The sequence below is a fragment of the Haemophilus haemolyticus genome (assembly GCF_001008205.1).
In the GTDB taxonomy this organism is placed as follows: domain Bacteria; phylum Pseudomonadota; class Gammaproteobacteria; order Enterobacterales; family Pasteurellaceae; genus Haemophilus; species Haemophilus haemolyticus_Q.
Window position 1 is genome coordinate 66617 of record NZ_LCTK01000007.1, and the last position, 26677, is coordinate 93293.

The following is a 26677-nucleotide window of genomic DNA, read 5'->3' on the forward strand; positions in this document are numbered from 1 at the left end:
ATGTTATTGTATTTGAGAGGAGTTCTTATTTGTTTGAAAAGGAACAAAAATAAAGGCTGTAGAATACAGCCTTAGATTGGATTAAGAACAAATTTTTTCAAAAACTAACCGCACTTTTTCGCTATCTTTCACTCCTGCAGTAGTTTCTACACCAGAATTGAGATCAACACCTAAGCAACCTTGCTTAATGGCTTGTTCAATATTGTCGGGTGAAATTCCTCCAGCCAAAATAATTTTGTGTTTCAAGTTTTCAGGAATGACGGACCAATTAAAGGTTTTTCCTGTGCCACCTTGTTGATTATCGGATTGGCTATCGAAAATATAGCGAGCAATATTTAAATCATCAGTAAAATTAACCGCACTTTGTGCTTCAGTATCTATTGAAATGGCTTTCCAAATTTGAGTTTCCTCAGGCAGTTGGTGACGAAGTGCGGCAATAAATTCAGCGGTTTCTGAACCGTGTAGCTGAACGGCATAAAGCTGCAATTGTTTAGCGATTTTTACAATAAAATCAATTTCTTGATTCTGGAACACGCCCACAAAACGAAGTGGTGATGCTGTCACTAATTCTTGGGCTTGACGTAGGCTCACACAGCGTTTTGAATGTTCGACGAAAATTAAGCCGCCGTATAATGCTCCGTTTGCGTAAACCTCTTTGGCATCTTGCGTGCGAGTTAAACCACATACTTTATTTTCTCCAAAAATCACTTCACGCACAGCATTATTTAAATCTGCACTGCCCATTAGGCTGCTGCCGATTAAAAAGCTATGTGCCACTTTTTGCAAATCACGAATTTGGCTATGATTATAAATACCCGATTCGCTGATAATACGTGCATCACTAGGAATACGATCGGCATATTTTTGTGTGAGTTCTACCACGCGGTTTAAATCAACGGTGAGATCGTGAAGATTACGATTGTTGACTCCGATAATTTTTGCACCTAATGCAAGAGCGCGCTCAAACTCTTCTTCATTGCTGGTTTCTGTCAATACACCCATACCGAGAGAATGTGTAAGATCCGCTAGTACGCGATAGGTTTCATCATTTACTACCGAAAGCATCAATAAAATAGCATCAGCTTGATAATAGCGCGCAAGATAAACCTGATATTCGCTGATCATAAAATCTTTGCACAATACAGGTTGTGAGACAACGTCACGTACTTGCGGCAAATAGTCAAATTTACCTTGAAAGTATTTCTCATCCGTTAGCACAGAAACAGCTGAAGCATAATGTTTATATACATTGGCGATTTCATCTAAATTAAATTCATCACGAATTAATCCTTTAGAAGGGGAAGCTTTCTTACATTCCAAAATATAAGCGGGCTTTTGATGGGTGCCTTTAGCCAACGCATCATAAAAAGAGCGGTCAGATTTTTGAATGTTTTCTTTAAATTGTGAAAGCGGAAATTCAGCTTCCTTTACTTTAACCCATTGCGCTTTGTCTAAGACGATTTTTTGTAGCACCGTAGCAGAGTCAATTGGTTTGGTGAAATCTTGGGAGATCATAGTTTTCTTCTAGTTGTAGTTATCGCAACATTAATAATTCGTTAAGTTTTGTAGTGTCTCAAACGCTTTGTCTGATGCAAGATGAGCCAATACATTTTGAACATTTTGTTTTAAGTCATCATGACCAAATAATTTCAGCAATAATGCCACATTTGCGGCTACCGCATTAGCATGTTCCGCTTTGCCTTTACCTTGTAAAAGTGCGGTCAGATATTGGGCATTTTCTTGCGGTTCGCCACCACGTAAACTTTCTAAAGATTGTGTTTTTAAACCGAAATCTTCAGGCGTTAAGGTGAAGTAGTCAATTTTACCGTTTTTAATTTCTGCCACTTGGGTTTCACCGTGTACGGCGACTTCATCTAGACCTGCACCATGAACCACAAAAGTATGTTGATGACCTAATGCGACAGCGGTTTCAGCATAGGTTTTCACTAATTCAGGTGCATACACGCCAAGCAAATGATAAGTTGGACGAGCTGGATTAATTAATGGACCTAAAATATTAAAAAGTGTACGCGTTTTTAATGCCGCGCGAACAGGGGCAACATGTTTAAAACCACTGTGATATTGTTGAGCAAATAAGAAACATACCCCAATATCATCAAGCGCTTGACGAGCTTGTTCTGGCGTGACATTCACATTTACACCGAGAGCGGTTAATACATCACTGGCACCGGATTTACTTGATACGCTACGGTTACCGTGTTTTGCTACTTTTGCACCCATAGAGGCTGCAACAATGGCACTCGCCGTAGAAATATTAATCGTATTTTGGCCATCGCCACCCGTTCCTACAATATCCGCAAAAGGGTAGTCAGGACGAGGGAATGATTTGGCATTGTTCAAGGATGCCGATACCGCACCACTTAATTCATCGATAGTGGTGCCACGTACTTTTAACGCAATCAGCATGGCAGCGATTTGTTCGTTATTCAGTTCGCCTTGCATAATGGCATTAAAAATGACCGCACTTTCTTCTTTATTAAGTGTTTTTCCGTTGTAAAGTTGTTCTAATAATTGAGCCGTTTGCATAATCTCGTCCCTTATACGTAAATATCGTAATCTAAATCGCGTGCTTCATCGCCAGTCATACCACGGAAACCCCAACAATGCGCCGGTTGTTCTTTAATCGTAATTTCAACGTTGTGAGATTTAATACCAATTTTGTATTCGAGTTCGCTGAAGAGCATTTTGATTAAACGTTTTTTCGTACCTTCCATACGACCTTGCATGAGGTTAATCTCAATAACGGTGTAATCATCGTTACGATCGATAGGATAAAGGAAATCTTCTTTATCTAAACATAAAAAACGAATTGCATGTTTTCCACGAGGAATGTCTAAACCAAGGTTTAAACAGTTATAAATTACTTCAGCAATATCTTGACGACGAGGTGCAAGCACTTCTTTTAATCCATATACGGTAATCATTTTTCTTCCTTAATCTCTGTTTAATAACCATTCCACAGATTGTTGTAATAATTTGGAACCTTGCACAGTAAGGATGCTTTCTGGGTGGAATTGGAAAGCACAAATTGGCAAGGTTTTATGACGAATTGCCATCACGATACCATTGTAATCGGCATTGACAATAAATTCGTCAGGCAGATTTTTACCCATTAAAGAGTGATAACGTGCCACAGGCATTGGGTTGGCAATATCTTTGAACATGGCTTGGTTATCGTGTTGAATGCGCGATACTTTACCATGTAATACTTCGCCTGCATGTACAACCTCTCCACCAAAGGCTTGAATAAGCGCTTGATGGCCTAAGCAAATCCCGATAATTGGCACATCATTTTTTAAACGTTCAATGAGCGGGAGTAAGATACCCGCTTCTGCCGGAGTACCTGGTCCTGGTGAGAGCGCAAGAATTGTATCGGGTGTATTTAATGCCTCTTGCACCACTTGTTCTAAATTGGTGTCATTACGATAAATTTTTACGTTATGCCCAAGCACACGGAATTGATCCACTAAGTTATACGTGAATGAATCGAAATTATCTAAAAAGAGAATATTAGCCATAATTTATCATCCTTATTTTGCTTGGGTATTGATTTGTTTGATTGCTTTAAGCACTGCAGCCGCTTTATGGCGAGTTTCATCCGCTTCCATTTGAGGATCTGAATCCAATACTTCTCCACAGCCGGCTTGAATATGCGCAATGCCATTTTGTACAAAAGCAGAACGAATCACGATACAGGTATCAAAATGACCATCAGACGTGAGATAACCGACCGCACCACCGTAGCTGTGACGTTTTTGTTGTTCAAATTGATAAATCAATTGCATTGCTTTGATTTTCGGCGCGCCAGTTAAAGTTCCCATATTCATACAAGCTTGATAAGCGTGTAGAGCATCAAGTTCAGGACGAAGTTTACCCACTACGCGTGAAACCAAATGCATGATGTGCGAATAGCGATCTACTTGCATTAATTCAGCGACTTTACGTGTACCGCTTTGGCAAACGCGAGCAATGTCATTACGTGCTAAATCTACCAACATTAAATGTTCAGCTTGCTCTTTATGATCAAGGCGTAATTCTAATTCCAAACGTGCATCTAATTCTGGGTCAATATTGCCATGGGCATCAAAACCACGCGGGCGAGAACCTGCAATTGGATAAATTTCTAATTGGCGATTATCCGGTGCATATTTCAACGCACTTTCTGGTGATGCACCGAATAAAATGAAATCCTCATCGTTCATGTAGAACATATAAGGGCTTGGATTGTTATGTTTTAATTGTGCATAGCTCGCAAGGGTATTCGGGCAAGCTAATGAAAAACGGCGAGATGGCACAATTTGGAATACATCACCAATGTTAATATGGTGTTTTAAGGCTTTTACAATGCCCGTAAATTCAGGATCTTCAAAGTTTGTTGTAACCTCATCACTTGCCGTTTTAATAGAAAGAACATTATCAATATTTTTTAGTTTTTGTGCGATGGAAAGCGAGGTTTTCGCAATATTGACTTGTTCTTCTTGAGCAAAACAGAAACTTTTTAGTGTTGCTTGTTGATTTTGATGGTCGATAGTAATGAGGTGTTCGGCAAGATAGAAACTGTAATCAGGGCAGTTTATACCATCATTTTGCAATGTAATACCATCCATTGGAATAAAATTTGCGACGAGATCGTAAGCAAATAATCCACCTAAGAAAATAGGCGTTTGACTATGTTGATAAAGACTAGAAATAACACGCAGTCCATCAAAAATAGTAGCAGACTGTAATTTGCTATCTTCATCGAGTTGATTATCAAGTGGCGAAAATTGTACAGAAAATTCATCATCAAAATTGACCGCACTTACTTTCCCAAGTGCGGTTAATTTTGGATGAATTTCTTTTAACACTTGTTTTCCATTCTCATTTAATGCTTTAAATGTGACGTTGTGACCTAAGCACGTTATTTTAACCGCAGCATTGACTAAGATAAGGCTTTGTAAACTGTTTTTACTCCCGATTTCGGCAGAGTCGAGTAGAAGAGAATTTGAATTAGGCTGGCAAAGTGTATTAAAAATAGCAGTGGTGTCAGCATAATAAGGAACGGGTTGAGCTGTCACCGCAATAAAGGCTTGAGTTTGCATATTGATATCCTTTAGAAAACTTTTGTACTATTAAACTAGTACAAAAGAGATAAGTCAAGCCTAATTAATATTTTTTTAAGTATTTTAAGAAAAATAACTAATTTATGTTAAAAATAGAGAGGATATTTGGTTAAGTCTAGTTAATTAAAAGGACCAATTTCTGGGATATAGAACTTGGTCCTTGTATTAATTTAGCCTAACTTTTTTAGAGTTAGACAGATTGCAGATTAGTTTTCGTTAGAGTTGAAATTTACCCATTAAGCATGGCAAGTTTGGCAAGCTGCTTGGAACATCCATACCAATTTTTCTTGTTCTTTAATGTAGTCACTCATTTGTGATGCAGTACCTTCGTCATCAGCATCGCCTGCAAGAGCAAGAATTTCACGTTGTTGATCGAGTAATGTTTTTAAGCCTTGTAATGTGCCTGATAAACATTCTTGTGCGCCGCTTACTGCAATATCTTCTTTAATACGAGATACTTTTAAGTATTGGCTATATGCGTTATTTGGTGTGTAACCTAAAGTTAAAATACGTTCCGCCACTTCATCAACTTTGGTGATTAAATCTGTGTAGATTTCTTCAAATTTTGCGTGTAATGCAAAGAAATTTACACCTTTAATGTTCCAGTGGTAACCACGTACATTAGTATAGAATACTTGGTAGGTTGCAAGTAATTCGTTAAGTTTATTGGCTAATTCTGCTGATTGAATTTTGTCTAATCCGATAGATGTTTTTGACATAATAATTTCCTTTTTCTAGTTAAATAATTGAGCTAATGCCCTGCCTTTGATATGGGTATTATACGTTTCTAGAATTTGCTGTGAAATTGTTCTATTCAATAAAATTGATAGCCTTTGGCTATATGTTAATAAATTGTAATAATTTTAATCTATCAAAATAAGTGATCAGGATCACAGTTATAAGGAATACTTTGGTAAAGGGTCGCAGCTGACAGTAAATTTTGCTTTAATAAGTGCAGTTATAATTTTTAATATTTTAAGGATGTCTTATGCAAGAACTTATTAAGCACGCATTGCCACAAGATGATGCACTCAATCAAGCTATTGTTGATGAAATTCGTTTGCAAAATTGGGCTGGCTTTTTAAATCGTTCCCAGGTGGAGCAGCTTTGTCGTGATTTTGAACTTACGCCATTAAAATTAGCTATGCATTTGTTGCCGATTGCGGCGAGTTATAGCCATACCGCTATTTCTCATTTTAATGTGGGGGCCATTGCTATTGGTGAACAAGGTGATTTTTATTTTGGCGCGAATCAAGAATTTTCTAATTCAGCCATTCAGCAAACGATTCATGCAGAGCAAAGTGCAATTTCTCATGCATGGTTGCGTAATGAACGTCGTATTTCAGACATGGTGGTTAATTACACGCCGTGCGGGCATTGTCGTCAATTTATGAATGAATTGCATGAAGCTGAAAAAATTTCAATTCATTTACCACATAGCCAAAATAATCCGTTACATTCTTATTTACCAGATGCTTTTGGACCGAAAGATCTCGATATTGCAGCGCATCTTTTAGCGGTAGAAAATCATTATTTAGTGGCTGATCACCAAGATGATTTGATGAATCAAGCTATTTTGGCGGCAAATCAATCTCATTGTCCTTATTCAAATAGTCCGCATGGCATTGCAATTTTATTTAAAAATGGTGATGTGGTGACAGGACGCTATGCAGAAAACGCAGCATTTAATCCGAGTTTGCCAGCGTTGCAAACCGCATTTAATTTTGCTTATTTAAATGATAAAAAATTGAGTGATATTGAGCGAATTGTGATGGCTGAAAAAGCATTAAAACTAAGCCATAAAACGATGGCTGAAACGCTACTCTCTAAATTAACATCGGTGAAATTAGAGTATCATTCATTGTAAGTATGAAAGAGTTTTGATTAAAAATAAAAAAGGGAATAATTTCCCTTTTTTATTTGTTCGCTAAAATTACCGCTCTTTTCGGTGCTTGATAACCTTCAATGGTTTTACTGTGATCATTTGGATCTAAGAAATCAATCAGGCTTTCATTTTCCAACCAATCCGTTTTACGCTGTTCTTCTAATGTGGTTGTCCCTACATCTACACAACGTACGTTGGTAAAGCCAACTTTTTCTAGCCAGTTGATTAGTGCGGCGACAGATGGAATAAAATAAACATTTTTCATTTTCGCATAGCGATCTGCTGGTACGAGCACAGTATTTACATCGCCATCCACCACTAACGTTTCTAATACCAATTCACCACCTTTTACCAATTGATTTTTTAACTGGCTTAAATGATCTAATGGGGATTTACGATGATAGAGTACGCCCATTGAAAATACAGTATCAAATGCCGCTAATGGTTGCATTTGCTCAATACCAAGCGGGATAAGATTTGCTCGACGATCATTATTAAGCAGCTTGCGTACTGCTTCAAATTGGCAAAGGAAAAGCTCTGTAGGATCAATCCCGACGACCATTTTTGCGCCTTCGCCTACCATTCTCCACATATGATAACCGCTGCCACAGCCCACATCTAAAATAGTGCGACCTTGTAGTGGGGCTAAATGAGGAAGAACACGATCCCATTTAAAATCTGAACGCCATTCACAATCTACATGAATGCCGAAAAGATGATAAGGCCCCTTTCGCCATGGCATTAATTGTTTTAAATGATGGATGATTCGTTGTTTTTCACCTTCTGAAAGGGGAGAAGTGCGGTCAGATTTCACCGCACTTTTGAGATTGATTTCATCAGCATGTAAATCAGGTAGGAAATCAACAATTTTACTCCATTTCGCATAATCGCCATGAGTTTGAGTTTCCCATTCTTTCAATTGGAGCGGTAAGGTCTCTAACCAGTCTGATAAATTTGTGGTCGCAATTTGTTGATAAAAAGGGCGAAAGTCGATCATTTTGCTTCCTTATAGGCCTTTTCTGCTTTGTCAAAGGTATCTAGAACATCTTGTTCTGGTTTGCTAGACAGCAATGAGACAACAATAATTGCAAGGCTACCGAAAGCAAACCCCGGAATCATTTCATATACTTTAAACCAATCGGTATCAGCTGGAACAACTTCTTTCCAAGCAAATACTGTCACTGCGCCTACTAGCATACCCGCTATCGCACCCGATGATGTCATTCGTTTCCAGAAAAGAGAGAAAAGTACAACAGGGCCAAATGCACTACCAAAACCAGCCCAAGCAAATTCGACAAGTTTTAATACTTTGCTGTTTTCATCTTGAGCGATCCAGATAGCAAGTGCTGCAATAACCAACACCATAATTCTTCCAAGCCATACGAGCTCTTTTTCAGATGCGTTAGGGCGAATAAAACCTTTGTAGAAATCTTCTGTGATTGAGCTAGAAGAAATTAACAATTGCGCACTTAATGTACTCATTACTGCAGCCAAAATAGCGGAAAGTAATATGCCAGAGATCCAAGGATTAAATAAAAGTTTAGCGAGTTCAATAAATACTTGCTCTGGTTCATTATTGACTGTGTCTGCAATGTTTGGATTGGCAAATAAATAAGGGATCGCGAAGAAACCAATACCAATTGCACCACCTAAGCAAAGCACCATCCATGTCATACTAATGCGGCGAGCTTTGATAAGTGATTTAACAGAATAAGCCGCCATAAAACGTGCTAAAATATGCGGCTGCCCAAAATATCCTAATCCCCAAGCGGCAAGGCTTAATAGACCAAGTGGCGTAGTGGCAGTAAATAAATCGGTAAAATCTTTATTGGCAGCTGCTTCAGCTTGCGCTAATACCGAGGAAAATTGAGCGGTATCGCCAATGCTTAATAACACAAAAATAGGCGTTAAAAGCAGCGCAAAAATCATAAGGGTTGCTTGAATGGTATCTGTCCAACTTACCGCTAAAAAACCACCGATAAAAGTGTAAAGAATGGTGGCTAATGCGCCATACCAAAGTGCGGTGGAATATTCGACTGAAAATAAATTTTGGAATAATTTTGCACCAGCCACGACACCCGAAGCACAATAAATAGTGAAGAATACTAAAATAATCGTAGCAGAAACAATTTTTAATAATTTATGTGATGTTGCAAAGCGGTTGTGGAAATATTCTGGAAGAGTGAGGGCATTATTATTTAATTCAGTATAAACACGTAAACGACCAGCCACCAGAAGCCAGTTAAAATAAGCGCCAAGCGTTAAGCCGATAGCAATCCATCCTTCAACTAAGCCTGATAAATATACCGCACCAGGTAAGCCCATTAAAAGCCAACCAGACATATCTGAAGCACCCGCAGACATTGCAGTGACAAAGCTGCCTAAACGACGTCCGCCGAGAATGTAATCTGATAAATTATTCGTGTAATAATAGGCAAGTACGCCAATCAGTAACATCCCGAAAATATAAATAGTAAAAGTAATAAGAGTTGGGTCGAATCCAAACATTTTATAAGTCCAAAATGGGTTAAAAATTTCAGAAAGGATGCATTTTACCTTATTTCGGGCTATTATTCTATTTAGACTGAATATTTGATGAAATTTAAGAAATTAGGAATATAAAATGGATGCTGTAGAGTTATTGATGAACGTAACTCCTAACGAAACACGCATTGCGCTAGTAGAAACAGGAATGTTGCGCGAAGTGCATATTGAACGCCAAGGCAAACGAGGAATTGTTGGAAATATTTATAAAGGTCGTGTGACTCGAGTGTTACCTGGAATGCAGTCGGCTTTTGTTGATATTGGTTTGGAAAAAGCAGCTTTTTTGCACGCTGCTGACATTGTATCTCATACGGAATGTGTAGATGAAAATGAACAAAAGCAATTTAAAGTTAAGAGCATTTCAGAATTAGTACGCGAAGGGCAGGATATTGTTGTACAAGTGGTGAAAGATCCGCTTGGTACAAAAGGTGCACGTTTAACAACAGACATCACATTGCCATCGCGTCATCTTGTTTTTATGCCGGAAAATAGTCATGTGGGCGTTTCACAACGTATTGAAAGCGAAGAAGAACGTGCCCGTTTAAAAGCATTGGTTGAACCATTTTGTGATGAACTCGGTGGTTTTATTATTCGTACAGCCACAGAAGGAGCAAGCGAAGAAGAATTACGTCAAGATGCTGAATTTTTAAAACGCTTATGGCGTAAAGTCTTAGAACGTAAAGTTAAATATCCAACTAAATCAAAGATTTATGGTGAGCCTGCGCTTCCACAACGCATTTTGCGTGATTTTATCGGCACAAACTTAGAAAAAATTCGTATTGACTCTAAACTTTGCTTTGGCGAAGTAAAAGAGTTTACCGATGAATTTATGCCTGAATTAAGCGATAAACTTGTTCTTTATTCTGGCAATCAACCTATCTTTGATGTGTATGGGGTTGAAAATGCGATCCAAACAGCGCTAGATAAACGTGTTAATCTCAAATCGGGTGGTTATTTAATTATTGAGCAAACAGAAGCCATGACCACTATTGATATTAATACTGGCGCATTTGTGGGGCATCGTAATCTAGAAGAAACCATCTTCAATACCAATATTGAAGCAACTAAAGCTATTGCACAGCAACTCCAACTACGTAATCTTGGTGGCATTATCATTATTGATTTTATTGATATGCAAACAGATGAACATCGCAATCGAGTATTAGAATCTTTATGTGATGCGCTTTCTAAAGATCGCGTTAAAACCAATGTGAATGGCTTTACGCAATTAGGACTTGTAGAAATGACCCGTAAGAGAACTCGTGAAAGCCTTGAGCATGTGCTATGCGATGAATGTCCAACGTGCCATGGACGTGGTCGGGTGAAAACGGTCGAGACAGTTTGCTACGAAATTATGCGTGAAATTATTCGGGTTTATCATTTATTCAGTAGCGAACAATTTGTTGTTTATGCCTCGCCAGCGGTTTCCGAATATCTTATTAATGAAGAATCTCACGGCTTACTGCCAGAAGTGGAAATGTTTATTGGTAAACGAGTGAAGGTGAAAACAGAACAGTTTTATAACCAAGAACAGTTTGATGTGGTGGTGATGTAAATTTTACTTCAACAAAGTGCGGTGAAAAATTTTTGAGATTTTTTACCGCACTTTTAAAAGTATCTTTTTACATTTTTTCTTTTGTCATTTTCATTTTTTTATTTGATTTCATCTTTTTATCAGATTTCATTTTCATATCAGATTTCATGCCCATTTCATCAGACTTCATCATATTGTCAGACTTCATCATATTGTCAGATTTCATCATGTGGTCAGATTTCATCATGTGGTCAGAGTGCATTTTCATATCATCTGATTTCATCATTTTTTTCATTGGGGTATTCATCATCGGTTCTGATTTCATTGGCATGGCATCAGATTTCATTTCTTCTGCATAAAGGGTGCTTGCACCAAATAACATAGCCATACCTAAGATTGCACTTTTCAATGTAATATTTTTCATTTTGAATTTCCTTGTTTGAGTGGTAAAAATAGTATAGAAAGAAATTGTTTCTTTCATGCTATTAGACGAAAAACTCTTTCATTTCTTACAAAAAATTTTAAAGGAATTAAAATGAATGCTATTTCTGACACGGAACTCCAACAAATTCGTACGCAGATGCTGAAATTTGCAACGTTACAGTTGCACCATGCCGATCTTGCTGAGGATTTAGTACAAGAAGCCTTTTTAAGTGCATTTAACAATCTCGCGAATTTTAAACATCAATCCGCTTTTAAAACCTGGGTTTTTGCTATTCTAAAAAATAAAATTATTGATTACCTTCGCCAGAAAGGACGCTTTGTATTAGAAAGTGAGATTGAAGATGAACAGTCAACTAATACATTTTTTGATGATACAGGGCATTGGAAAATAGAATATTATCCGAGCGAATTACAGGGAGAAGAGGAAAGGGTGTATTCTGATGAGTTTTGGTTGATTTTCGAAACTTGTCTGACTTGTTTACCCGCTAAACATGCCAAAATTTTTATGATGAGAGAGTTTTTAGAATTGTCATCGGATGAAATTTGTCAAGAAACTCAGCTTACCACCTCCAACTTGCATACCACACTTTATCGGGCCCGTTTGCAGTTGCAAAATTGTCTATCAAAAAAACTTTAGGAGAAAATTATGCGTTGTCGCCAAGCCACTCGAATGATTTCCGAATCGCACGAACGTTCATTAGATATACAAGAAAAAGTTGGGTTAAAAGTTCATTTAGTTACCTGTCCACATTGCCGCCGTTTTCAAAGAAATTGCGAAACCTTAAGCGAGATGATGAAGAAATTTAAAGATTCACATTAGGAATTTTTGACGGAGTGAAAAACACCGTTATTTTTCACCGCACTTTATTGAGCCAGCTATAACCTATATCGCACTGAATTTAATGTTCTTATAAATAAAGTGTTTATTTCTTCAGCTTCGCCAATAAACTCACTGCGCCCACAATTACAATTGAACCGAACCAAAAATAGAGATTAGGTGTATGATGCCAAAATAGCCAGTCAAATACGCTAGAGAAAATCACACCTGTGAAAGCAAATGGGGTAATGACATTGGCTGGCGCATATCTGAAAGCGCGAGTGAGTAATAATTGGAAAATCAATCCAAATCCGCCCACCAATAGCAATAAACCAAGCTCGTATAAATTAGGGATTTTCCATTGGTTAATAAAGAAGATTGGTAACATGAACGTACCAATCAGATGAAAATAAAATACGATATTTTTTGGTGTGTTGTATTTGTTTAATTCTTGTAAGCCAATAAATGCCATTCCTGCCAATATAGCACCAGATAATCCAATCAGCACATAAATCGGATCAACATTGCCACTGTGATTGGTGAGTAAAATAATGGAAACGCCAAGAAATCCGATTAAGCTACACAAAAGCACATTAAGTGGAGTTTTTTGATGGAAAAAGAGCAATAAAATTGGGATAAATAGGGCAGAGGTATTCATCAATAAGACAGCAATAGAAAGCGGTAAGAACTTCACAACATAAAAGTTAATCAACATGCTTGATACACCCGCGGCATTTCGCAGGATTAAAAATTTCCATTGACGAGTATCCACTTTAAAATCTCGATCTTTAATCACAAAAGGTAGTAAGAAAAGCAAGCCGATTAAAAAGCGTGAAAATAAGGTTTCACTTGCAGGGATTGTTTGAGAAGCGGTTTTGACAAATACATTCATCAAGGTAATGGAAAAGTACGCTGATACCATAAAACTAATCGCTTTGTGATAAAGCGAAGGAGTGGAATGTGATTGCATATAGATTTTTTACCTTAGAAAAGAGGGAGAAATAGTGTGTTTTAGCTCTTTATTATTGGTTATAACAATGAATTTCAGTCAATTTCTTTAAAAATTTTACAAAAATCTGTAAGAAATCGGATTATCCGCCGTCTAACCTTATGTAACGTTAATTTTCACATCATAAGGAAAAACAATGAAACTATCAAAAACATTTCTATTCATTACCGCACTTTGCTGTGCAGCACCAACTTTAGCAATACAAAATTCAACATCATCTGGAGAACAAAAAATGGCAATGGAAAATACGCAAAATATTCGTGAAATTTATCTTGCTGGTGGCTGTTTCTGGGGTATGGAAGCATATATGGAGCGGATTCACGGTGTGAAAGATGCGATTTCTGGCTATGCCAATGGTAATACGGAGAAAACTAGCTATCAGATGATTGGGGTAACCGATCATGCAGAAACGGTAAAAGTCACTTACGATGTAAACCAAATTTCGTTAGATAAATTGCTTAAATATTATTTTAAAGTAATTGACCCAACGAGTGTAAACAAACAAGGTAACGATCGTGGCAGACAATATCGCACAGGGATTTATTATCAAGATGAGGCAGATAAAGCGGTGATCGAACAAGCACTCGCCCAGCTTCAAACCAAATATAAAAAACCAGTGCAAATTGAGGTACAACCGCTTAAAAATTACATCGTAGCGGAAGAATATCATCAGGATTATTTGAAGAAAAATCCAAATGGTTATTGCCATATTGATATTAGCAAAGCAGATGAACCTGTGATTGACGAGAAAGATTATCCGAAACCGAGTGATGCAGAACTCAAAGCGAAATTGACACCGTTGCAATATTCCGTCACTCAAAATAAACATACTGAACGCTCTTTCAGTAACGAATATTGGGATAACTTCCAACCTGGTATTTATGTTGATGTCACCACAGGCGAGCCTGTTTTCTCTTCAAATGATAAATTTGAATCAGGTTGTGGCTGGCCAAGTTTTACGAAACCGATCATTAAAGATGTAGTGCATTATGAAACCGACAACAGCTTCAATATGCAACGTACCGAGGTGTTAAGTCGTGCAGGCAATGCCCATTTGGGTCACGTATTTGATGACGGCCCGAAAGATAAAGGCGGTTTACGTTATTGCATTAACAGTGCATCAATTAAATTTATTCCGTTAGCTGAAATGGAAAAGGCAGGATACGGATATTTGATTCAATCAATTAAAAAATAAGGAGATGTAGGATGTTAGATCAACAACTCCTTATTGGAACTGTATTTTTAGCGGGGCTTGCTTCTTTTCTTTCGCCTTGTATTTTTCCGATTATTCCAATTTATTTTGGTATTTTGAGTAAAGGTGGCAAAAAAGTCCTAAATACTTTTTTATTTATTTTAGGGCTTTCCCTTACATTTGTCAGTTTAGGCTTTAGTTTTGGCTTTTTAGGGAATATTTTATTTAGCAATACCACACGTATTATTGCAGGGATTATTGTTATTATTTTAGGTATTCATCAACTCGGTATTTTCAAAATTGGTTTGTTGGAACGCACGAAATTGGTTGAAATCAAAACATCAGGAAAGTCAACCGCACTTGAGGCATTTGTCCTTGGTTTAACCTTTAGCCTTGGTTGGACGCCTTGTATTGGTCCGATTCTGGCTTCCGTGTTAGCTTTATCGGGCGATGAAGGCTCTGCACTTTACGGTGCATCAATGATGTTCGTTTATGTTTTAGGCTTGGCAACGCCGTTTGTACTGTTTTCATTCTTTTCAGACAGCTTGCTAAAACGTGCCAAAGGGTTAAATAAACACTTAGACAAATTTAAAATCGGTGGCGGTGTTTTAATTATCGTGATGGGCATTTTATTGATTACGAATAATTTTTCGTAAAGCATAATCTCAACAAAAGAAATCTATAAAAGGAAAAAGCAATGAAAAAACTACTATCAATCTTTCTAATGGCATTCAGCCTAAACACTTTTGCACAAACTAATTTGGCGGATGTGCAACTCAAAGATTTAAACAATCAGCCAGTGACTTTAAGCCAATATAAAGGCAAACCTGTGTATGTAAAAATGTGGGCATCTTGGTGTCCGATTTGCTTGGCTGGATTAGCTGAAATTGATGATTTAAGTGCGGAAAAAGATCGCAATTTTGAAGTGATTACCATTGTTTCGCCCGATCACAAAGGCGAAAAAGACACTGCTGATTTTATTGAATGGTACAAAGGATTGGAATATAAAAATATCACAGTGCTTTTAGATGAAAAAGGCGAAATCATTGATAAAGCAAGAGTGCGAGGTTATCCGTTTAATCTATTTTTAGATGCTGATTTAAATGTGAAGAAAACTGTGCCAGGACATTTAGGACGGGAGCAAATAATTAAGTTTATTGAGAAATAAAATCAAGCGGCTGGTAATTAAAATTTAACCAGCCGCTTTTTTATTTCTGGCATAACGTAGATATTCTTTCATTGGGTATTTGGTAGATTGATAAAAAGTATATATTATAAATAGTGCTTAGATATTGAAATGGTCTTTACTTTTACAGACGAGATAAAAGTAATAGTGGTTAAGGAAACAATGGAAGAAATAATTAACGGACTACTTATTGTGCTTGTGCCTATGGTGTTGGGTTACTTAGTCAAAATACAGAGTCAAAATGCGTTGGCATTCATTAATAAAATTGTGATGTTATTGCTTTACATCATTTTATTTATGATGGGTTTTATGCTTGGGCAGCTAGAGCATTTAGAACAAAAATTGCCAATTATTGGTATGACTGCTTTAGGGCTATCGGCTATTATTTTGACTTGTAATATCCTAGGCTTGGCTATTTATGACCGCACTTTGCCTAAGCCTGTTAATTATTTACAGGGAGAATTACCATCTCGTTGGCATTCGTTAATGGACTCAATTAAATTATTAAGTGCGGTGATTATCGGCATTGTTTTAGGTTGGTTGTGTAATGATTGGTTGCATTTCCCACATGGTTCCAATCTTTACGTGCTTATTGCGTTGATCTTTTTTGTAGGTATTCAGCTTCGTAATAATGGTATTTCCTTGAAAGAAGTCTTATTAAATAAGCAAGGTTTAATGATGGAAGCGATTTTTACCTTAAGTTCTTTAATTGGTGGTGTTATTTCGGCATTTTTTCTGAGTATGCCGATTACTCAAGGTTTAGCCTTTTCATCGGGATTTGGTTGGTATTCTTTATCAAGCGTCGTGCTGACAAATGCTTGGGGACCGATGCAGGGCAGTATTGCTTTTTTCAATGATTTATCACGTGAAATTTTGAGTTTATTTTTAATTCCATTGTTTATGCAACATTATCGCTCTACAGCTATAGGGATTACAGGCGCAACGGCATTAGATTGTACATTGCCTATTATTCAAAAATCAGGCGGAATTGAAGTAACGCCTATCGCTATTTCTTTTGGTATGGTGACGAATTTATTACCGCCGTTGTTATTAGTCTTTTTCTCGAGTTTTCCAATTTAATAGCGCGTTAATTTTAAAAGAAAAAGGGAAATCAGATGATTTCCCTTATTTTTACTTTATCGTTACTTTTTCCAAATAACGTGAAATTCGCGATCTTCTTCTCGGTGAGAAATTAAGAATTTAGCAAATACATCATCCATTTCATCTTGCTCATTGACTAAGCCCACCCACACTTCAGCGTATTCTTCTGGGTCAATTAGTACTCCAATTTCGTCTTCCCAATCATCGGCAGTTTCAACAAATTCCACGCCACCGCGTTCTTCAAATTGTAAGTTGAATAAAAGAATATCGGCAGGATCTAAATTTTCTCCAGCCATTTCTAAGAAAATATCGTAAGCAATATCAATGGCTGTATCTGGATCAAGTTTTTTAATTTCTGTTGTCATAGTGTTTTGTCGTAAAGGTTATGGTTAATAAAAAGTGCGGTTAAATTTTTTTCTCTTTTTAAGCATTTTATTCCACATTGGTTGGAAGTTTAATTTCTCGGATATTCATCGAAAAACCATCAATCATCAATAAACGGCCACACAAATTCTTACCGATTTTTAACCGCACTTTAATTGCTTCTAAGGCTTGAATCGTGCCCACAATGCCGACGATTGGTGCAAGCACGCCAGCTTCTACACAGCTTAATACATTTTGTCCAAATAATTTGCTGAGATCACGATAAGTTGGTGTATTTGGTTCATAAGTGAAAACGGAAACCTGACCTTCCATCCGAATTGCAGCGCCAGAAATGAGAGGTACTTTTGCATTACCACATTGACGATCCAACTGATTACGGATTTCCACATTGTCTGTACAATCTAAAACAATATCAAAGTGCGGAATGATTTCTGCGAGTTTTTCTTCGTCTAACTTCGCATTAATTGTCTCGATGTTTATATGTGGATTGATTTGTTCTAGTGCAATTTTAGCGGATTCTACTTTTGGCATATTCAAGCGTGCATCACAATGCAAGACCTGTCGTTGAAGATTCGAAAGAGAAACAGTATCGAAATCCAACAGCGTTAAATTTCCAACACCTGCTACTGCGAGATATTGGCTGGCTGCACAGCCTAAGCCGCCAAGCCCAACGATCAGCATTTTGCTTGCTTTGAGTTTTTCTTGCCCGTCAAAATCTACGCTTTTAAGAATAATTTGACGGTTATAACGCAATTCTTCTTCGTGACTAAGTTCGATCATTTTTTATCCTAATAAATGATTGAAAGGCTCAATCGTCACTGTTTCACCGGCAGAGACATTGCCACGTTCTTGTTCTAAAACGATAAAACAATTGCTTTTTACAAAAGCACTAAAGAGATGAGAGCCTTGGAATCCCACTGATTGTACTTCAATTTGGCCTTGTTCATTGATGTGATAGAAACCCCGTTGGAAATCTAAACGACCAGGTGCTTTTTTCAAATTCGTTGTGGCAATGGCTGAAAAGTGCGGTGGTTTTTTCCATTGTTTTTGGCCTTGCAGTTTAGCAATGAGTGGCTGAACAAGTTGATAAAAAGTCACTAATGCGGAAACAGGATTGCCAGGTAAACCACAGAACCAAGCGTTTTCTAATTTACCAAAAGCGAATGGTTTGCCCGGTTTGATTGCAATTTTCCAGAAATTTACTTGGCCTACTTTTTCTAATACTGCTTTAGTAAAATCCGCTTCACCAACGGAAACACCGCCACTGGTAATCACTAAATCGGCTTGGCTTTGTGCGGCAATAAATGCCTTTTCAAATTCAGCTTCATTATCAGGCAATAGTCCTAAATCAATGACTTCACAGTTTAGTTTTTCTAGCAGTAATTTTACGGTGAAACGGTTGGTGTCATAGATTTGTCCGGTTTGTAATGGTTTGCCGACTTCGACAAGTTCATCGCCAGTTGAGAGTACACAAACTTTTAATTGGCGATAGCATTTTACTTCTGCAATGCCTAGAGAGGCTAATAATGGCAAGGAAACTGGGGTGAGCGGTGCGCCTTGTTCTAATACCACATCGCCTTTTTTTACATCTTCGCCAATACGACGGATGTTTTGATTTGGTTTAGGCAATTCACTAAAAGTGACGGTGCCGTCTTCATTGAGTGTCACTTGCTCTTGCATTATCACTGCATCTGCGCCTTCAGGAATCATCGCGCCAGTCATAATTCTGATCGCACTTTGTGATGACCATTCCCCTTGGAATGGATTACCTGCAAAAGATTTTCCTGCTACCGAAAGCGTTAAAGATTGTTGTAAATCCGATAAACGTACAGCATAGCCATCCATTGCTGAATTATCGAAAGAAGGAACATTAATAGGTGAAATCACATCTTCTGCACAAATTCGATTGGCGGCTTCTTGTAAATTTAGGTATTCAGTTTGAGTCGGGAAGGGAATCTGTTCGAGCATTTTCGAGCGAGCTTGATCCAATGTAAGCATAGAAAATCCTTATTTGATAAAATTTGTCAGCTATTTTATATCTAAAGCCTAATTCATTCAAATTTGCAATTTTTCTCATTTTACCATCCCATTATCCTTTGCTAGAATAGCCGATTATTTTTTTAGGAAAGACTATTATGAGCAAAATTTCACTGGATGCACTGAATGTAAGACATGCCTTGATTGAAAAAGGCATTGAAACACCCATGATTGATCCAACACAGGCTAAAGATGAACGTCGAGAAAGCATTGCAAAACACATGCATGAAGTGATGAAGTTGATTGGATTAGATTTGCGAGATGATAGTTTGGAAGAAACACCAAATCGTTTAGCTAAAATGTTTATTGATGAGATTTTTAGTGGAATGGATTATGCAAATTTTCCTAAAATGACGAAAATCAAAAATCAGATGAAAGTCAGCGAAATGGTGCAAGTGAATGACATCACGCTAACAAGCACTTGTGAACATCATTTTGTTACGATTGATGGTAAAGTTTGTGTGGCGTACTATCCAAAAGATTGGGTGATTGGTCTTTCTAAAATTAATCGAATCGTTTCATTTTTTGCTCAACGTCCACAGGTTCAAGAACGCTTAACTGAACAACTTTTGACAGCATTTCAAACAATTCTTGAGACAGATGATGTCGCGGTATATGTGAAAGCGACCCATTTCTGTGTGAAAGCGCGTGGTATTAGAGATACAAATAGTTATACTGTCACATCTGCTTATGGTGGCGTATTCTTAGAAGATAGAGATACTCGTAAAGAATTTTTAGCTACAGTTCAGAAGTAAAAAATAGTTAATAAAATAGCCGCACTTCAATATCAGTGCGGCTATTTTTTATATTTAGCTCAAATAGAAAAGTGCGGGGAAATTTATCCGCACTTTTGGATTGTAGATTATTTAGCTGCTTTTAATTCTTGATAATATTGTTCATAGAATTGAATTGCATCGCCAACGTCATCTTGCCAGTGACTATTTTTTAATACATCAGCTGGTGGATAAATCGCTGGATCTTCAGTGATTTCTTTTGGTAATGCTTTTTTCGCTTCTAAGTTAGCTGTTGGATAGCCAATTGCTAAGGTTAATTTTTCTGCAGCTTTAGCGCCTAACATATAGTTAATAAGTTTATGAGCGCCATCTGGGTTTTTAGCGGTTTTAGGAATTGCTAAAGTATCAACCCAAAGTACAGGACCTTCTTTCGGGAATACCATGTCTAAAGGTGCTTTTTCTTTTTTAGCAATACGTACAGAACCATTCCATAATTGACCTACTTCAACTTCACCCGAAATGAAAGAATTCGCTGGGTTATCGGAATTGAAAGAAAGTACGTTTGGACGTAGTTTTAATAATTCTTCATAGGCTTGTTTGATAATGGCCGGATCTTGAGTATTTGGATCTTGACCAATTTTCAATAAAGCGATGTTGAATACTTCGCGCGCATCGTCTAATAACTGAACTTTGTTTGCAAATTCTGGTTTCCACAAGTCAGCCCAAGAAGTGAATTGAGTTCCTTTATAAGTGTTGGTATTGAATGCAATACCTGGTGCACCTAATAATTGTGGAAGAGAGTATTTGTTACCTTTATCATAAGGTTTATTGAGCCAATCAGGATCTAATTCTTTAATAACAGGTAATTTGCTGTGATCGAGTTCCATTAACATGCCTTCTCTAGACATTTTAGAGACGAAGTAGTTAGATGGTGCAATCACATCATAGCCACCAGCAGCACCTTGAGTTTTGAGTTTTGCATACATTGTTTCGTTTGATTCTAGGCTTGAAACGATAACTTTGATGCCAGTTTCTTTAGTAAACTCATCTAAAAGACCATCTGGTACGTATTCAGTCCATGTGTAGAGGTACACGGTGTCATTGGCAGTAGCCGGAGATTTTGCAGCTTCAGCTTTGCTATCTTTATCATTACAAGCAGTTAAAGTTGCAGCTACTAAGCCAGCAGTAATTAAACCTGCGAATTTTTTCATTTTTGTTTGTTCTCCGTAAAGAGTCGTAAAAAAACCACCTGCCGAATGACAGGCATAAAAAAACGCCTTGATTGTGCGTCAAGGCGTATTCTATTTTAAATTCAAAGGTTTGTGAAACCTTTTGTTTCTTAATGGTTATTTTTTCGTGTAATTAGCTGGCTTAAAACGACAAGAGCCAGTGAAAGCACGATCATAATCGTTGCTAAAGCATTAACTTCAGGTGTTACACCAGTTTTCACTAAAGAGAATATTCTCAATGGTAAGATTTCATAACTTACACCACTGACGAATGATGAAACCACAACATCATCTAATGAAATAGTGAAACTTAATAACCAACCAGATACAACTGCAGGTAATGCTAAAGGAAGGATAATTTTACGTAAAATAGTCACTTCACTTGCGCCTAAGTCTTTTGCCGCTTCTAACATTCTAGAATCAAAGCCATTTAAGCGAGAGAAGATAGTTACGGTCACATACGGTAAACAGAAGGTCACATGAGCTAGTAATAAAGACCAGAAACCTAATGAAATACCGACAACCATAAATAATGCAAGTAAAGATACTGCCATTACAATATCTGGTGACATCATGACGATAAATAACATACCGCTTACCGCTTGTTTACCGCGGAATCGATAGCGGTAAAGTGCGATTGCAGTTAATCCACCCACAATAGTAGCTAGAGTAGCCGCAAAAAATGCAATAGTTACCGAATGAATCGCTGCTTGTATTAAGGTGTCGTTATTAAATAAACGCTCGTACCAGTTCCAGCTAAAGCCTTTCCAACTTAAACCATAACGATCTTCGTTAAAGGAATTAGTGACTAAAATAATAATTGGGATATACAAATAAGCGTATACCACAAACATAAATGCATTACGTAGTAAACGACTCATTATTCTAACTCCACTTTCTTATTCAATAGTTTGTTCGCGCGGTAGTACACGAAAATCAACAATGCCATTAGAACAGTTAAACCAATACTGATTGCAGAACCAAATGGCCAGTTACGGGAAATTAAGAATTCGCTCTTAATTACGTTACCAACAAGCAATACTTTTGCTCCGCCAAGTAAGTCTGCAACGTAGAACATACCCATTGCCGGTAATAACACTAATAAACACCCTGCGATAATGCCTGGCATGGTTAGTGGTAAAATAACACGGAAGAAACGTTGGAATGCATTTGCGCCTAAATCTCTTGCAGCCTCTAATAAGCGACCGTCTAATTTTTCAATCGCAGAGTAGAGTGGCAAAATCATAAATGGCAATAGCAAATAAACTAAGCCAATGATTACCGCAATTTCTGTATTCAAAATGCGAATGGGTTCACTCAAAATTCCCATGTCCATCAACATAGTGTTAAGTACACCTTTCACACCGAGAAACACTTTCATTCCATAAATACGGATCAACGAGTTTGTCCAGAATGGTAATACCACAAGGAACAATAAGAGCGGTCGATATTTAGGATTAATTTTGCTCATCATGAAAGCAAATGGATAGCCAACTAATAAGCAAATAACGGTAGCTATGCCCGACATATACAATGAATTCCACACAACTTGTGCATAAAGCGGATTAAACAAGTTTGTGTAGTTTTCAATGGTGATTGGGAAAGCGTAAAAGTCGCTACCGTCTCTAGTCAGAAAACTTACGGCGAATACCAATAAGTTTGGAATCAACACAAAGAAGATGAGCCAACTGAAAATAATCGCAACAGTAATTTTCTGGAATTTATTATTGATTATCTTCATCGTTGAGAACAACCTCCCAGCCTTCATGCCATGTAATGCCTACGCGTTGACCTACGCTATGATCCATATGTGGATCGTCTTCGTTAAAGAATTCACTTACGAGGACACGCATGCCATTATGATCAAATTCTACCGTTGATTCTAATGTCATTCCTTTGTAAGTGCGGTCAACAATGTGGCCGATAATCGCTTTAGAATGTTCATTTTCATCTAATTCTTCAATTACAATATCTTCAGGACGAAGGAGTACTTGAAGTTTTTGATCTTTCTCAACAGGCATATCTGTGTAAATATCACAAACTCGACCTTCAACATTCGCGAGTACAACTTGTTCTGACTTGCGTTCAATCACCGTTGCTTCAAATACGTTAATTTCGCCAATGAAACGAGCAACGAATAAGTTAGCTGGATCTTCATAGATTTCACGTGGAGAACCATCTTGTGCGATTTTACCTTTACGCAACAACACGATACGATCAGACATTGTAATTGCTTCTTCTTGATCGTGGGTGACGAAAATAAAGGTAATGCCAAGCTGACGTTGTAACATTTTGAGTTCATTTTGCATTTGTTTACGCAATTTGTAATCCAATGCAGATAAAGACTCATCAAGTAACAACACTTTTGGTTTATTTACTACGGCGCGAGCGATGGCAATACGTTGTTGTTGTCCGCCAGAAAGTTGAGTTGGCTTACGATCTGCCATTTCTTCCAGCTGTACCATACGCAAGGCTTCTAAAACACGCGGTTTAATTTCGTCGTTTGGTACTTTTTGCATACGCAAACCAAAAGCCACGTTCTCAAAAATTGTCATATGTGGAAATAGCGCATAGCTTTGGAATACCGTATTAATATGACGTTTTTCCGCTGGCACATTGGTGATATCTTCACCATCTAAAATAATGCTACCTGAATCCAATTCTTCTAAGCCTGCAAGCAAGCGTAAAACTGTGGTTTTACCACAGCCTGAAGGGCCAAGAATAGTGACAAATTCACCGTTATTAATTGTAAGATTAAAATCGTTAATAATGGTGTTAGAACCATAGGATTTTTTGATTGAACGAAGCTCAATAATAGGCTTGTTTTGAAGCTGATTTTCCACTAGCTTTGGTTTTCTCCCTAATTTCACCAATGATTTGGTACTGAGTAGAAATAAAACCTGCAAGACTGCAGGGGCGACATATAAAAATAGGCATCTATGATATAGTGAATTGTTAATAATTAAAAGGACTTAATGCCTTAGAAAGTAAAAAAACTGCCGTTCATAAAAATAACGAGAAATTTAACCGCACTTTCGATGAATTTTACTTCGTTAATTTTATAAATATTGTTATATATCAAGATGTTTTCTATTTTTCTCGTTAAACTAAAAAAGATATTTTTAAAAGGAGCGAGAATATGATTTCTCAAATAGATAAAACAGAACTTTTAGAACGATTTTTACATTATGTGTCTTTTGACACCCAATCAAAACCTCATGCTAAGCATTCCCCTAGCTCTGTCGGGCAAATGAAGTTAGCCATGCAGTTGCAAAAAGAACTCATCCAACTTGGTTTAGAGAATGTTGAAGTAAGTAAATATGCGGTGGTAACAGCATTTTTACCCGCTAATGATCCTAGCTTAACGAAAACCATTGGTTTAATTGCGCATCTTGATACATCTCCGCAATGTAGTGGCAAAAATGTACGCCCCGAAGTGATAGAACAATATCGTGGTGGAGATATTGCATTAGGTATTGGCGAGGAGTTTATTAGCCCTGTTTATTATTCTTTTATGCAAAAATTGGTAGGAGAGACTCTGATTGTTACCGATGGAACCACTTTGCTTGGGGCGGATAATAAAGCGGGAATTGCTGAAATTATGACCGCACTTTCCATTCTTCAAAGAGAGAATATTCCTCATTGCAATATTCGTGTTGCTTTTACGCCTGATGAAGAAATTGGTTTGGGAATCCATTATTTCCCAATGGAAAAATTTTCCTGTGATTGGGCATATACCATTGATGGTGGCGAAGTAGGGGAATTAGAATACGAAAACTTTAATGCTGCAACGGCAAAAGTGCGGTTTTTCGGGCGGAGTATTCATCCTGGTTATGCAAAAGGAAAAATGGTGAATGCATTGACTTTAGCTTGTGAATTTCAGCAAGTTTTTCCTGTTGATGAAGTACCAGAGAAAACAGATGGGAAAGCGGGCTTTTATCATTTAGAAGATTTTTCTGGCGATATTGAGCAAGTGGAGCTTACTTATTTGATTCGTGATTTTGATGAGCAGAATTTCGCACAAAGAAAAGCTTTTATTAAAAGTCAGGTGGAAAAATTTAATGCTAAAAAAGGTTTGAAAAAGCCTATTGAGTTAGAAATTCAAGATAGCTACCAAAATATGTATGATGTGGTAAGAAATGTTCCTGAATCAATTGAACTTGCTGATCGCGCAATGAAAGCGGTAGGGGTTAAACCAAGTCATAAGCCAATTCGAGGTGGTACAGATGGGGCATTTTTAGCCTCTAAAGGTTTAGCATGCCCGAATATTTTTACTGGTGGCTATAATTTCCATAGTAAACACGAGTTGGTTTCTTTACAAGGTATGGAAAAGACTGTCCAAGTAATTATCGAAATGCTGAAATGTAAAGAAGTGTAAAGAAATGTAAAGATTTCTCTTGCTATTCTTTAGATTAGTCAATATAATGCCTTTGTTTTATCGAGATTCCTTTGATAAAGCTAAACTTTAGAGATTTTATTCATAAATTCCTTTTTGATGCCCCTAATGATTTAGGGGCTTTTTTTTATCTATTGTAAATGTATTGTGTCATTTAGTTTTTCAAGGCTAAAGCCTTTTTCACTGTCATAATGCATTATGCTAATAGCAGTATTTAATAAAGATACTGACTTGTCTTTGGCTCGGTGATTTTGCCAAGTTGCGCCATTTAGTAAAGCAATTAATAGACGCAAGGTATGCCCATGCGATACCACTAAAATATTCCCTTCTTGATGAACCTTAATGATGTCTTGTACTGCTGCGATAGCTCGTTTGGCTAGTTGTTCATAAGTTTCTCCACCATTCGATTCAGCTTTATAGTTAGCAGGATCATTAATCATTTGTTGGAATTCTGGCAAAGGTCGGATCAGTTCTACATTTGTTCCTTCCCAACTACCAAAATAATGTTCATTTAATCCACGATGTTGGAATAAGGGAATGTCTCGATCGCCAATAATATAATTGGCTGTGTCAATAGTACGTTGTAAACAGCTCGAATAGGCGGCAATAAAATTGACATTTTGTAAAGCTTGCCCTGTTTTTATCGCACTTTGAATGCCTTCTTCTGTTAATGGAGAATCTCCACTGCCTTGCATTAATCCTTGTTCGTTCCAAACTGTGCGGCCATGACGAATAAAATAAAAAGTAAGTTGTTTCTTCATTTTTAGGAATATTTATTGGTAAGGTTTATACCTTAAGCGAGGAATGTAATATTAAAAAGGGCGCTTAAAAACGCCCTATGTTTGGTTTGATTAACGAGAGTAATATCCCGCCATTGAGCTATATACTGCATTTTCACTTTGTAGCACTTGATATTTCGCGTTCAAAATCGCAAGTTGTGATGATTTTTCAGTATTTGCTGCAACTAACCATTCGCGCAATTCGGACACGCCCGCATTATAGCGATTTTGATAATATTGCGTGATACGCTGATTGTAACTATGAGTTTGCTGTAAATTACTT

Annotated in this window: 28 protein-coding genes and 1 pseudogene; 10 read left to right on the forward strand and 19 right to left on the reverse strand. The window is 37.3% G+C overall.

Annotated features, from left to right (window positions below; genetic code table 11):
• Nucleotides 1-81: 81 nt before the first annotated feature.
• The 6 genes from trpCF to AAX18_RS02665 all read right to left on the reverse strand — a co-directional run bounded on the left by trpCF (nucleotide 82) and on the right by AAX18_RS02665 (nucleotide 5842).
• The gene (gene trpCF, locus AAX18_RS02640; RefSeq protein WP_046952859.1) at nucleotides 82-1515 is read right to left on the reverse strand and encodes a bifunctional indole-3-glycerol-phosphate synthase TrpC/phosphoribosylanthranilate isomerase TrpF; all 1434 of its coding nucleotides are present in this window, start codon (nucleotides 1513-1515) and stop codon (nucleotides 82-84) included.
• A 30-nt stretch (nucleotides 1516-1545) separates the two neighbouring features.
• Entirely contained in the window at nucleotides 1546-2547 is a 1002-nt protein-coding gene (gene trpD, locus AAX18_RS02645; RefSeq protein WP_046952860.1) for an anthranilate phosphoribosyltransferase, read from the reverse strand.
• An 11-nt stretch (nucleotides 2548-2558) separates the two neighbouring features.
• On the reverse strand, nucleotides 2559-2945 hold the full coding sequence (locus AAX18_RS02650) for a tautomerase family protein (RefSeq protein WP_005629316.1): 387 nt from the start codon (nucleotides 2943-2945) through the stop codon (nucleotides 2559-2561).
• Between the two features lie 9 nt (nucleotides 2946-2954).
• Nucleotides 2955-3539 (reverse strand): aminodeoxychorismate/anthranilate synthase component II, encoded by a 585-nt coding sequence (locus AAX18_RS02655; RefSeq protein WP_005697516.1) that lies wholly within the window; start codon nucleotides 3537-3539, stop codon nucleotides 2955-2957.
• A gap of 12 nt (nucleotides 3540-3551) precedes the next feature.
• On the reverse strand, nucleotides 3552-5102 hold the full coding sequence (trpE, locus tag AAX18_RS02660) for an anthranilate synthase component I (protein WP_005629320.1): 1551 nt from the start codon (nucleotides 5100-5102) through the stop codon (nucleotides 3552-3554).
• Nucleotides 5103-5359: 257 nt separating this feature from the next.
• Nucleotides 5360-5842, reverse strand: a complete 483-nt coding sequence (locus AAX18_RS02665) for a Dps family protein (RefSeq protein WP_005629322.1) — start codon at nucleotides 5840-5842, stop codon at nucleotides 5360-5362.
• Between the two features lie 269 nt (nucleotides 5843-6111).
• Between AAX18_RS02665 and cdd the strand changes: the two genes are divergently transcribed.
• A complete protein-coding gene (cdd, locus tag AAX18_RS02670; protein ID WP_046952861.1) occupies nucleotides 6112-6990 on the forward strand; it encodes a cytidine deaminase in 879 nt (292 codons plus the stop codon).
• A gap of 49 nt (nucleotides 6991-7039) precedes the next feature.
• Here the strand turns inward: cdd and cmoB are convergent, their stop codons facing one another.
• Nucleotides 7040-8005, reverse strand: a complete 966-nt coding sequence (gene cmoB / locus AAX18_RS02675) for a tRNA 5-methoxyuridine(34)/uridine 5-oxyacetic acid(34) synthase CmoB (protein ID WP_005629329.1) — start codon at nucleotides 8003-8005, stop codon at nucleotides 7040-7042.
• Nucleotides 8002-9516, reverse strand: coding sequence for a sodium/proline symporter PutP (gene putP, locus AAX18_RS02680; RefSeq protein ID WP_046952862.1), 1515 nt, complete (start codon nucleotides 9514-9516; stop codon nucleotides 8002-8004). The genes cmoB and putP overlap by 4 nt, the downstream gene beginning before the upstream one ends.
• A gap of 115 nt (nucleotides 9517-9631) precedes the next feature.
• Between putP and rng the strand changes: the two genes are divergently transcribed.
• Entirely contained in the window at nucleotides 9632-11107 is a 1476-nt protein-coding gene (gene rng, locus AAX18_RS02685; protein WP_005629333.1) for a ribonuclease G, read from the forward strand.
• A gap of 67 nt (nucleotides 11108-11174) precedes the next feature.
• On the opposite strand, the gene AAX18_RS02690 is transcribed toward rng, so the two are convergent.
• On the reverse strand, nucleotides 11175-11510 hold the full coding sequence (locus tag AAX18_RS02690; protein WP_046952863.1) for a hypothetical protein: 336 nt from the start codon (nucleotides 11508-11510) through the stop codon (nucleotides 11175-11177).
• A gap of 111 nt (nucleotides 11511-11621) precedes the next feature.
• Between AAX18_RS02690 and AAX18_RS02695 the strand changes: the two genes are divergently transcribed.
• Entirely contained in the window at nucleotides 11622-12167 is a 546-nt protein-coding gene (locus tag AAX18_RS02695; RefSeq protein WP_032825737.1) for a sigma-70 family RNA polymerase sigma factor, read from the forward strand.
• A gap of 9 nt (nucleotides 12168-12176) precedes the next feature.
• Nucleotides 12177-12350 carry an anti-sigma factor family protein gene (locus AAX18_RS02700; RefSeq protein ID WP_005628777.1) on the forward strand — a complete coding sequence of 58 codons (174 nt, stop codon included), beginning with the start codon at nucleotides 12177-12179 and terminating at the stop codon, nucleotides 12348-12350.
• Nucleotides 12351-12453: 103 nt separating this feature from the next.
• On the opposite strand, the gene AAX18_RS02705 is transcribed toward AAX18_RS02700, so the two are convergent.
• Nucleotides 12454-13317 (reverse strand): DMT family transporter, encoded by an 864-nt coding sequence (locus AAX18_RS02705; RefSeq protein WP_046952864.1) that lies wholly within the window; start codon nucleotides 13315-13317, stop codon nucleotides 12454-12456.
• Between the two features lie 175 nt (nucleotides 13318-13492).
• On the opposite strand from AAX18_RS02705, the gene msrAB reads away from it, so the two are divergent.
• From msrAB to AAX18_RS08920, 4 genes are all read left to right on the forward strand, one after another.
• Nucleotides 13493-14551, forward strand: a complete 1059-nt coding sequence (gene msrAB / locus AAX18_RS02710) for a bifunctional peptide-methionine (S)-S-oxide reductase MsrA/peptide-methionine (R)-S-oxide reductase MsrB (RefSeq protein WP_046952865.1) — start codon at nucleotides 13493-13495, stop codon at nucleotides 14549-14551.
• 11 nt (nucleotides 14552-14562) lie between these two features.
• Nucleotides 14563-15204, forward strand: coding sequence for a cytochrome c biogenesis protein CcdA (locus AAX18_RS02715; protein ID WP_046952866.1), 642 nt, complete (start codon nucleotides 14563-14565; stop codon nucleotides 15202-15204).
• A gap of 41 nt (nucleotides 15205-15245) precedes the next feature.
• Nucleotides 15246-15716, forward strand: a complete 471-nt coding sequence (locus AAX18_RS02720) for a redoxin family protein (protein ID WP_046952867.1) — start codon at nucleotides 15246-15248, stop codon at nucleotides 15714-15716.
• Nucleotides 15717-15896: 180 nt separating this feature from the next.
• Nucleotides 15897-16814: a LysO family transporter gene (locus tag AAX18_RS08920; protein WP_046952868.1), complete on the forward strand. Its 918-nt coding sequence runs from the start codon at nucleotides 15897-15899 to the stop codon at nucleotides 16812-16814.
• 62 nt (nucleotides 16815-16876) lie between these two features.
• On the opposite strand, the gene AAX18_RS02730 is transcribed toward AAX18_RS08920, so the two are convergent.
• The 3 genes from AAX18_RS02730 to moeA all read right to left on the reverse strand — a co-directional run bounded on the left by AAX18_RS02730 (nucleotide 16877) and on the right by moeA (nucleotide 19217).
• Nucleotides 16877-17200, reverse strand: coding sequence for an HI1450 family dsDNA-mimic protein (locus AAX18_RS02730; protein ID WP_005645305.1), 324 nt, complete (start codon nucleotides 17198-17200; stop codon nucleotides 16877-16879).
• Between the two features lie 67 nt (nucleotides 17201-17267).
• Complete coding sequence (moeB, locus tag AAX18_RS02735; protein ID WP_046952869.1) at nucleotides 17268-17999, reverse strand: molybdopterin-synthase adenylyltransferase MoeB; 732 nt, start codon at nucleotides 17997-17999, stop codon at nucleotides 17268-17270.
• Nucleotides 18000-18002: 3 nt separating this feature from the next.
• Entirely contained in the window at nucleotides 18003-19217 is a 1215-nt protein-coding gene (moeA, locus tag AAX18_RS02740; protein WP_046952870.1) for a molybdopterin molybdotransferase MoeA, read from the reverse strand.
• Between the two features lie 137 nt (nucleotides 19218-19354).
• Here moeA and folE point away from each other — a divergent pair, with 137 nt between their 5' ends.
• Nucleotides 19355-20011, forward strand: a complete 657-nt coding sequence (folE, locus tag AAX18_RS02745) for a GTP cyclohydrolase I FolE (RefSeq protein WP_005628173.1) — start codon at nucleotides 19355-19357, stop codon at nucleotides 20009-20011.
• Between the two features lie 107 nt (nucleotides 20012-20118).
• Here the strand turns inward: folE and AAX18_RS02750 are convergent, their stop codons facing one another.
• The 4 genes from AAX18_RS02750 to potA form a co-directional block, all read right to left on the reverse strand.
• Complete coding sequence (locus AAX18_RS02750) at nucleotides 20119-21201, reverse strand: extracellular solute-binding protein (protein WP_005628174.1); 1083 nt, start codon at nucleotides 21199-21201, stop codon at nucleotides 20119-20121.
• Nucleotides 21202-21329: 128 nt separating this feature from the next.
• The gene (gene potC, locus AAX18_RS02755) at nucleotides 21330-22100 is read right to left on the reverse strand and encodes a spermidine/putrescine ABC transporter permease PotC (RefSeq protein WP_005628794.1); all 771 of its coding nucleotides are present in this window, start codon (nucleotides 22098-22100) and stop codon (nucleotides 21330-21332) included.
• Nucleotides 22100-22960 (reverse strand): spermidine/putrescine ABC transporter permease PotB, encoded by an 861-nt coding sequence (gene potB / locus AAX18_RS02760; RefSeq protein WP_032825741.1) that lies wholly within the window; start codon nucleotides 22958-22960, stop codon nucleotides 22100-22102. Before potB ends, potC begins: the two co-directional genes overlap by 1 nt.
• The gene (potA, locus tag AAX18_RS02765; RefSeq protein ID WP_005645368.1) at nucleotides 22944-24062 is read right to left on the reverse strand and encodes a spermidine/putrescine ABC transporter ATP-binding protein PotA; all 1119 of its coding nucleotides are present in this window, start codon (nucleotides 24060-24062) and stop codon (nucleotides 22944-22946) included. The genes potB and potA overlap by 17 nt, the downstream gene beginning before the upstream one ends.
• 296 nt (nucleotides 24063-24358) lie before the next feature.
• On the opposite strand from potA, the gene pepT reads away from it, so the two are divergent.
• The gene (gene pepT, locus AAX18_RS02770; protein WP_046952871.1) at nucleotides 24359-25597 is read left to right on the forward strand and encodes a peptidase T; all 1239 of its coding nucleotides are present in this window, start codon (nucleotides 24359-24361) and stop codon (nucleotides 25595-25597) included.
• A 149-nt stretch (nucleotides 25598-25746) separates the two neighbouring features.
• On the opposite strand, the gene AAX18_RS02775 is transcribed toward pepT, so the two are convergent.
• The gene (locus AAX18_RS02775) at nucleotides 25747-26376 is read right to left on the reverse strand and encodes a histidine phosphatase family protein (protein ID WP_046952872.1); all 630 of its coding nucleotides are present in this window, start codon (nucleotides 26374-26376) and stop codon (nucleotides 25747-25749) included.
• Nucleotides 26377-26466: 90 nt separating this feature from the next.
• A pseudogene (locus AAX18_RS02780) lies at nucleotides 26467-26677 on the reverse strand (TolC family protein); the annotation flags it as partial.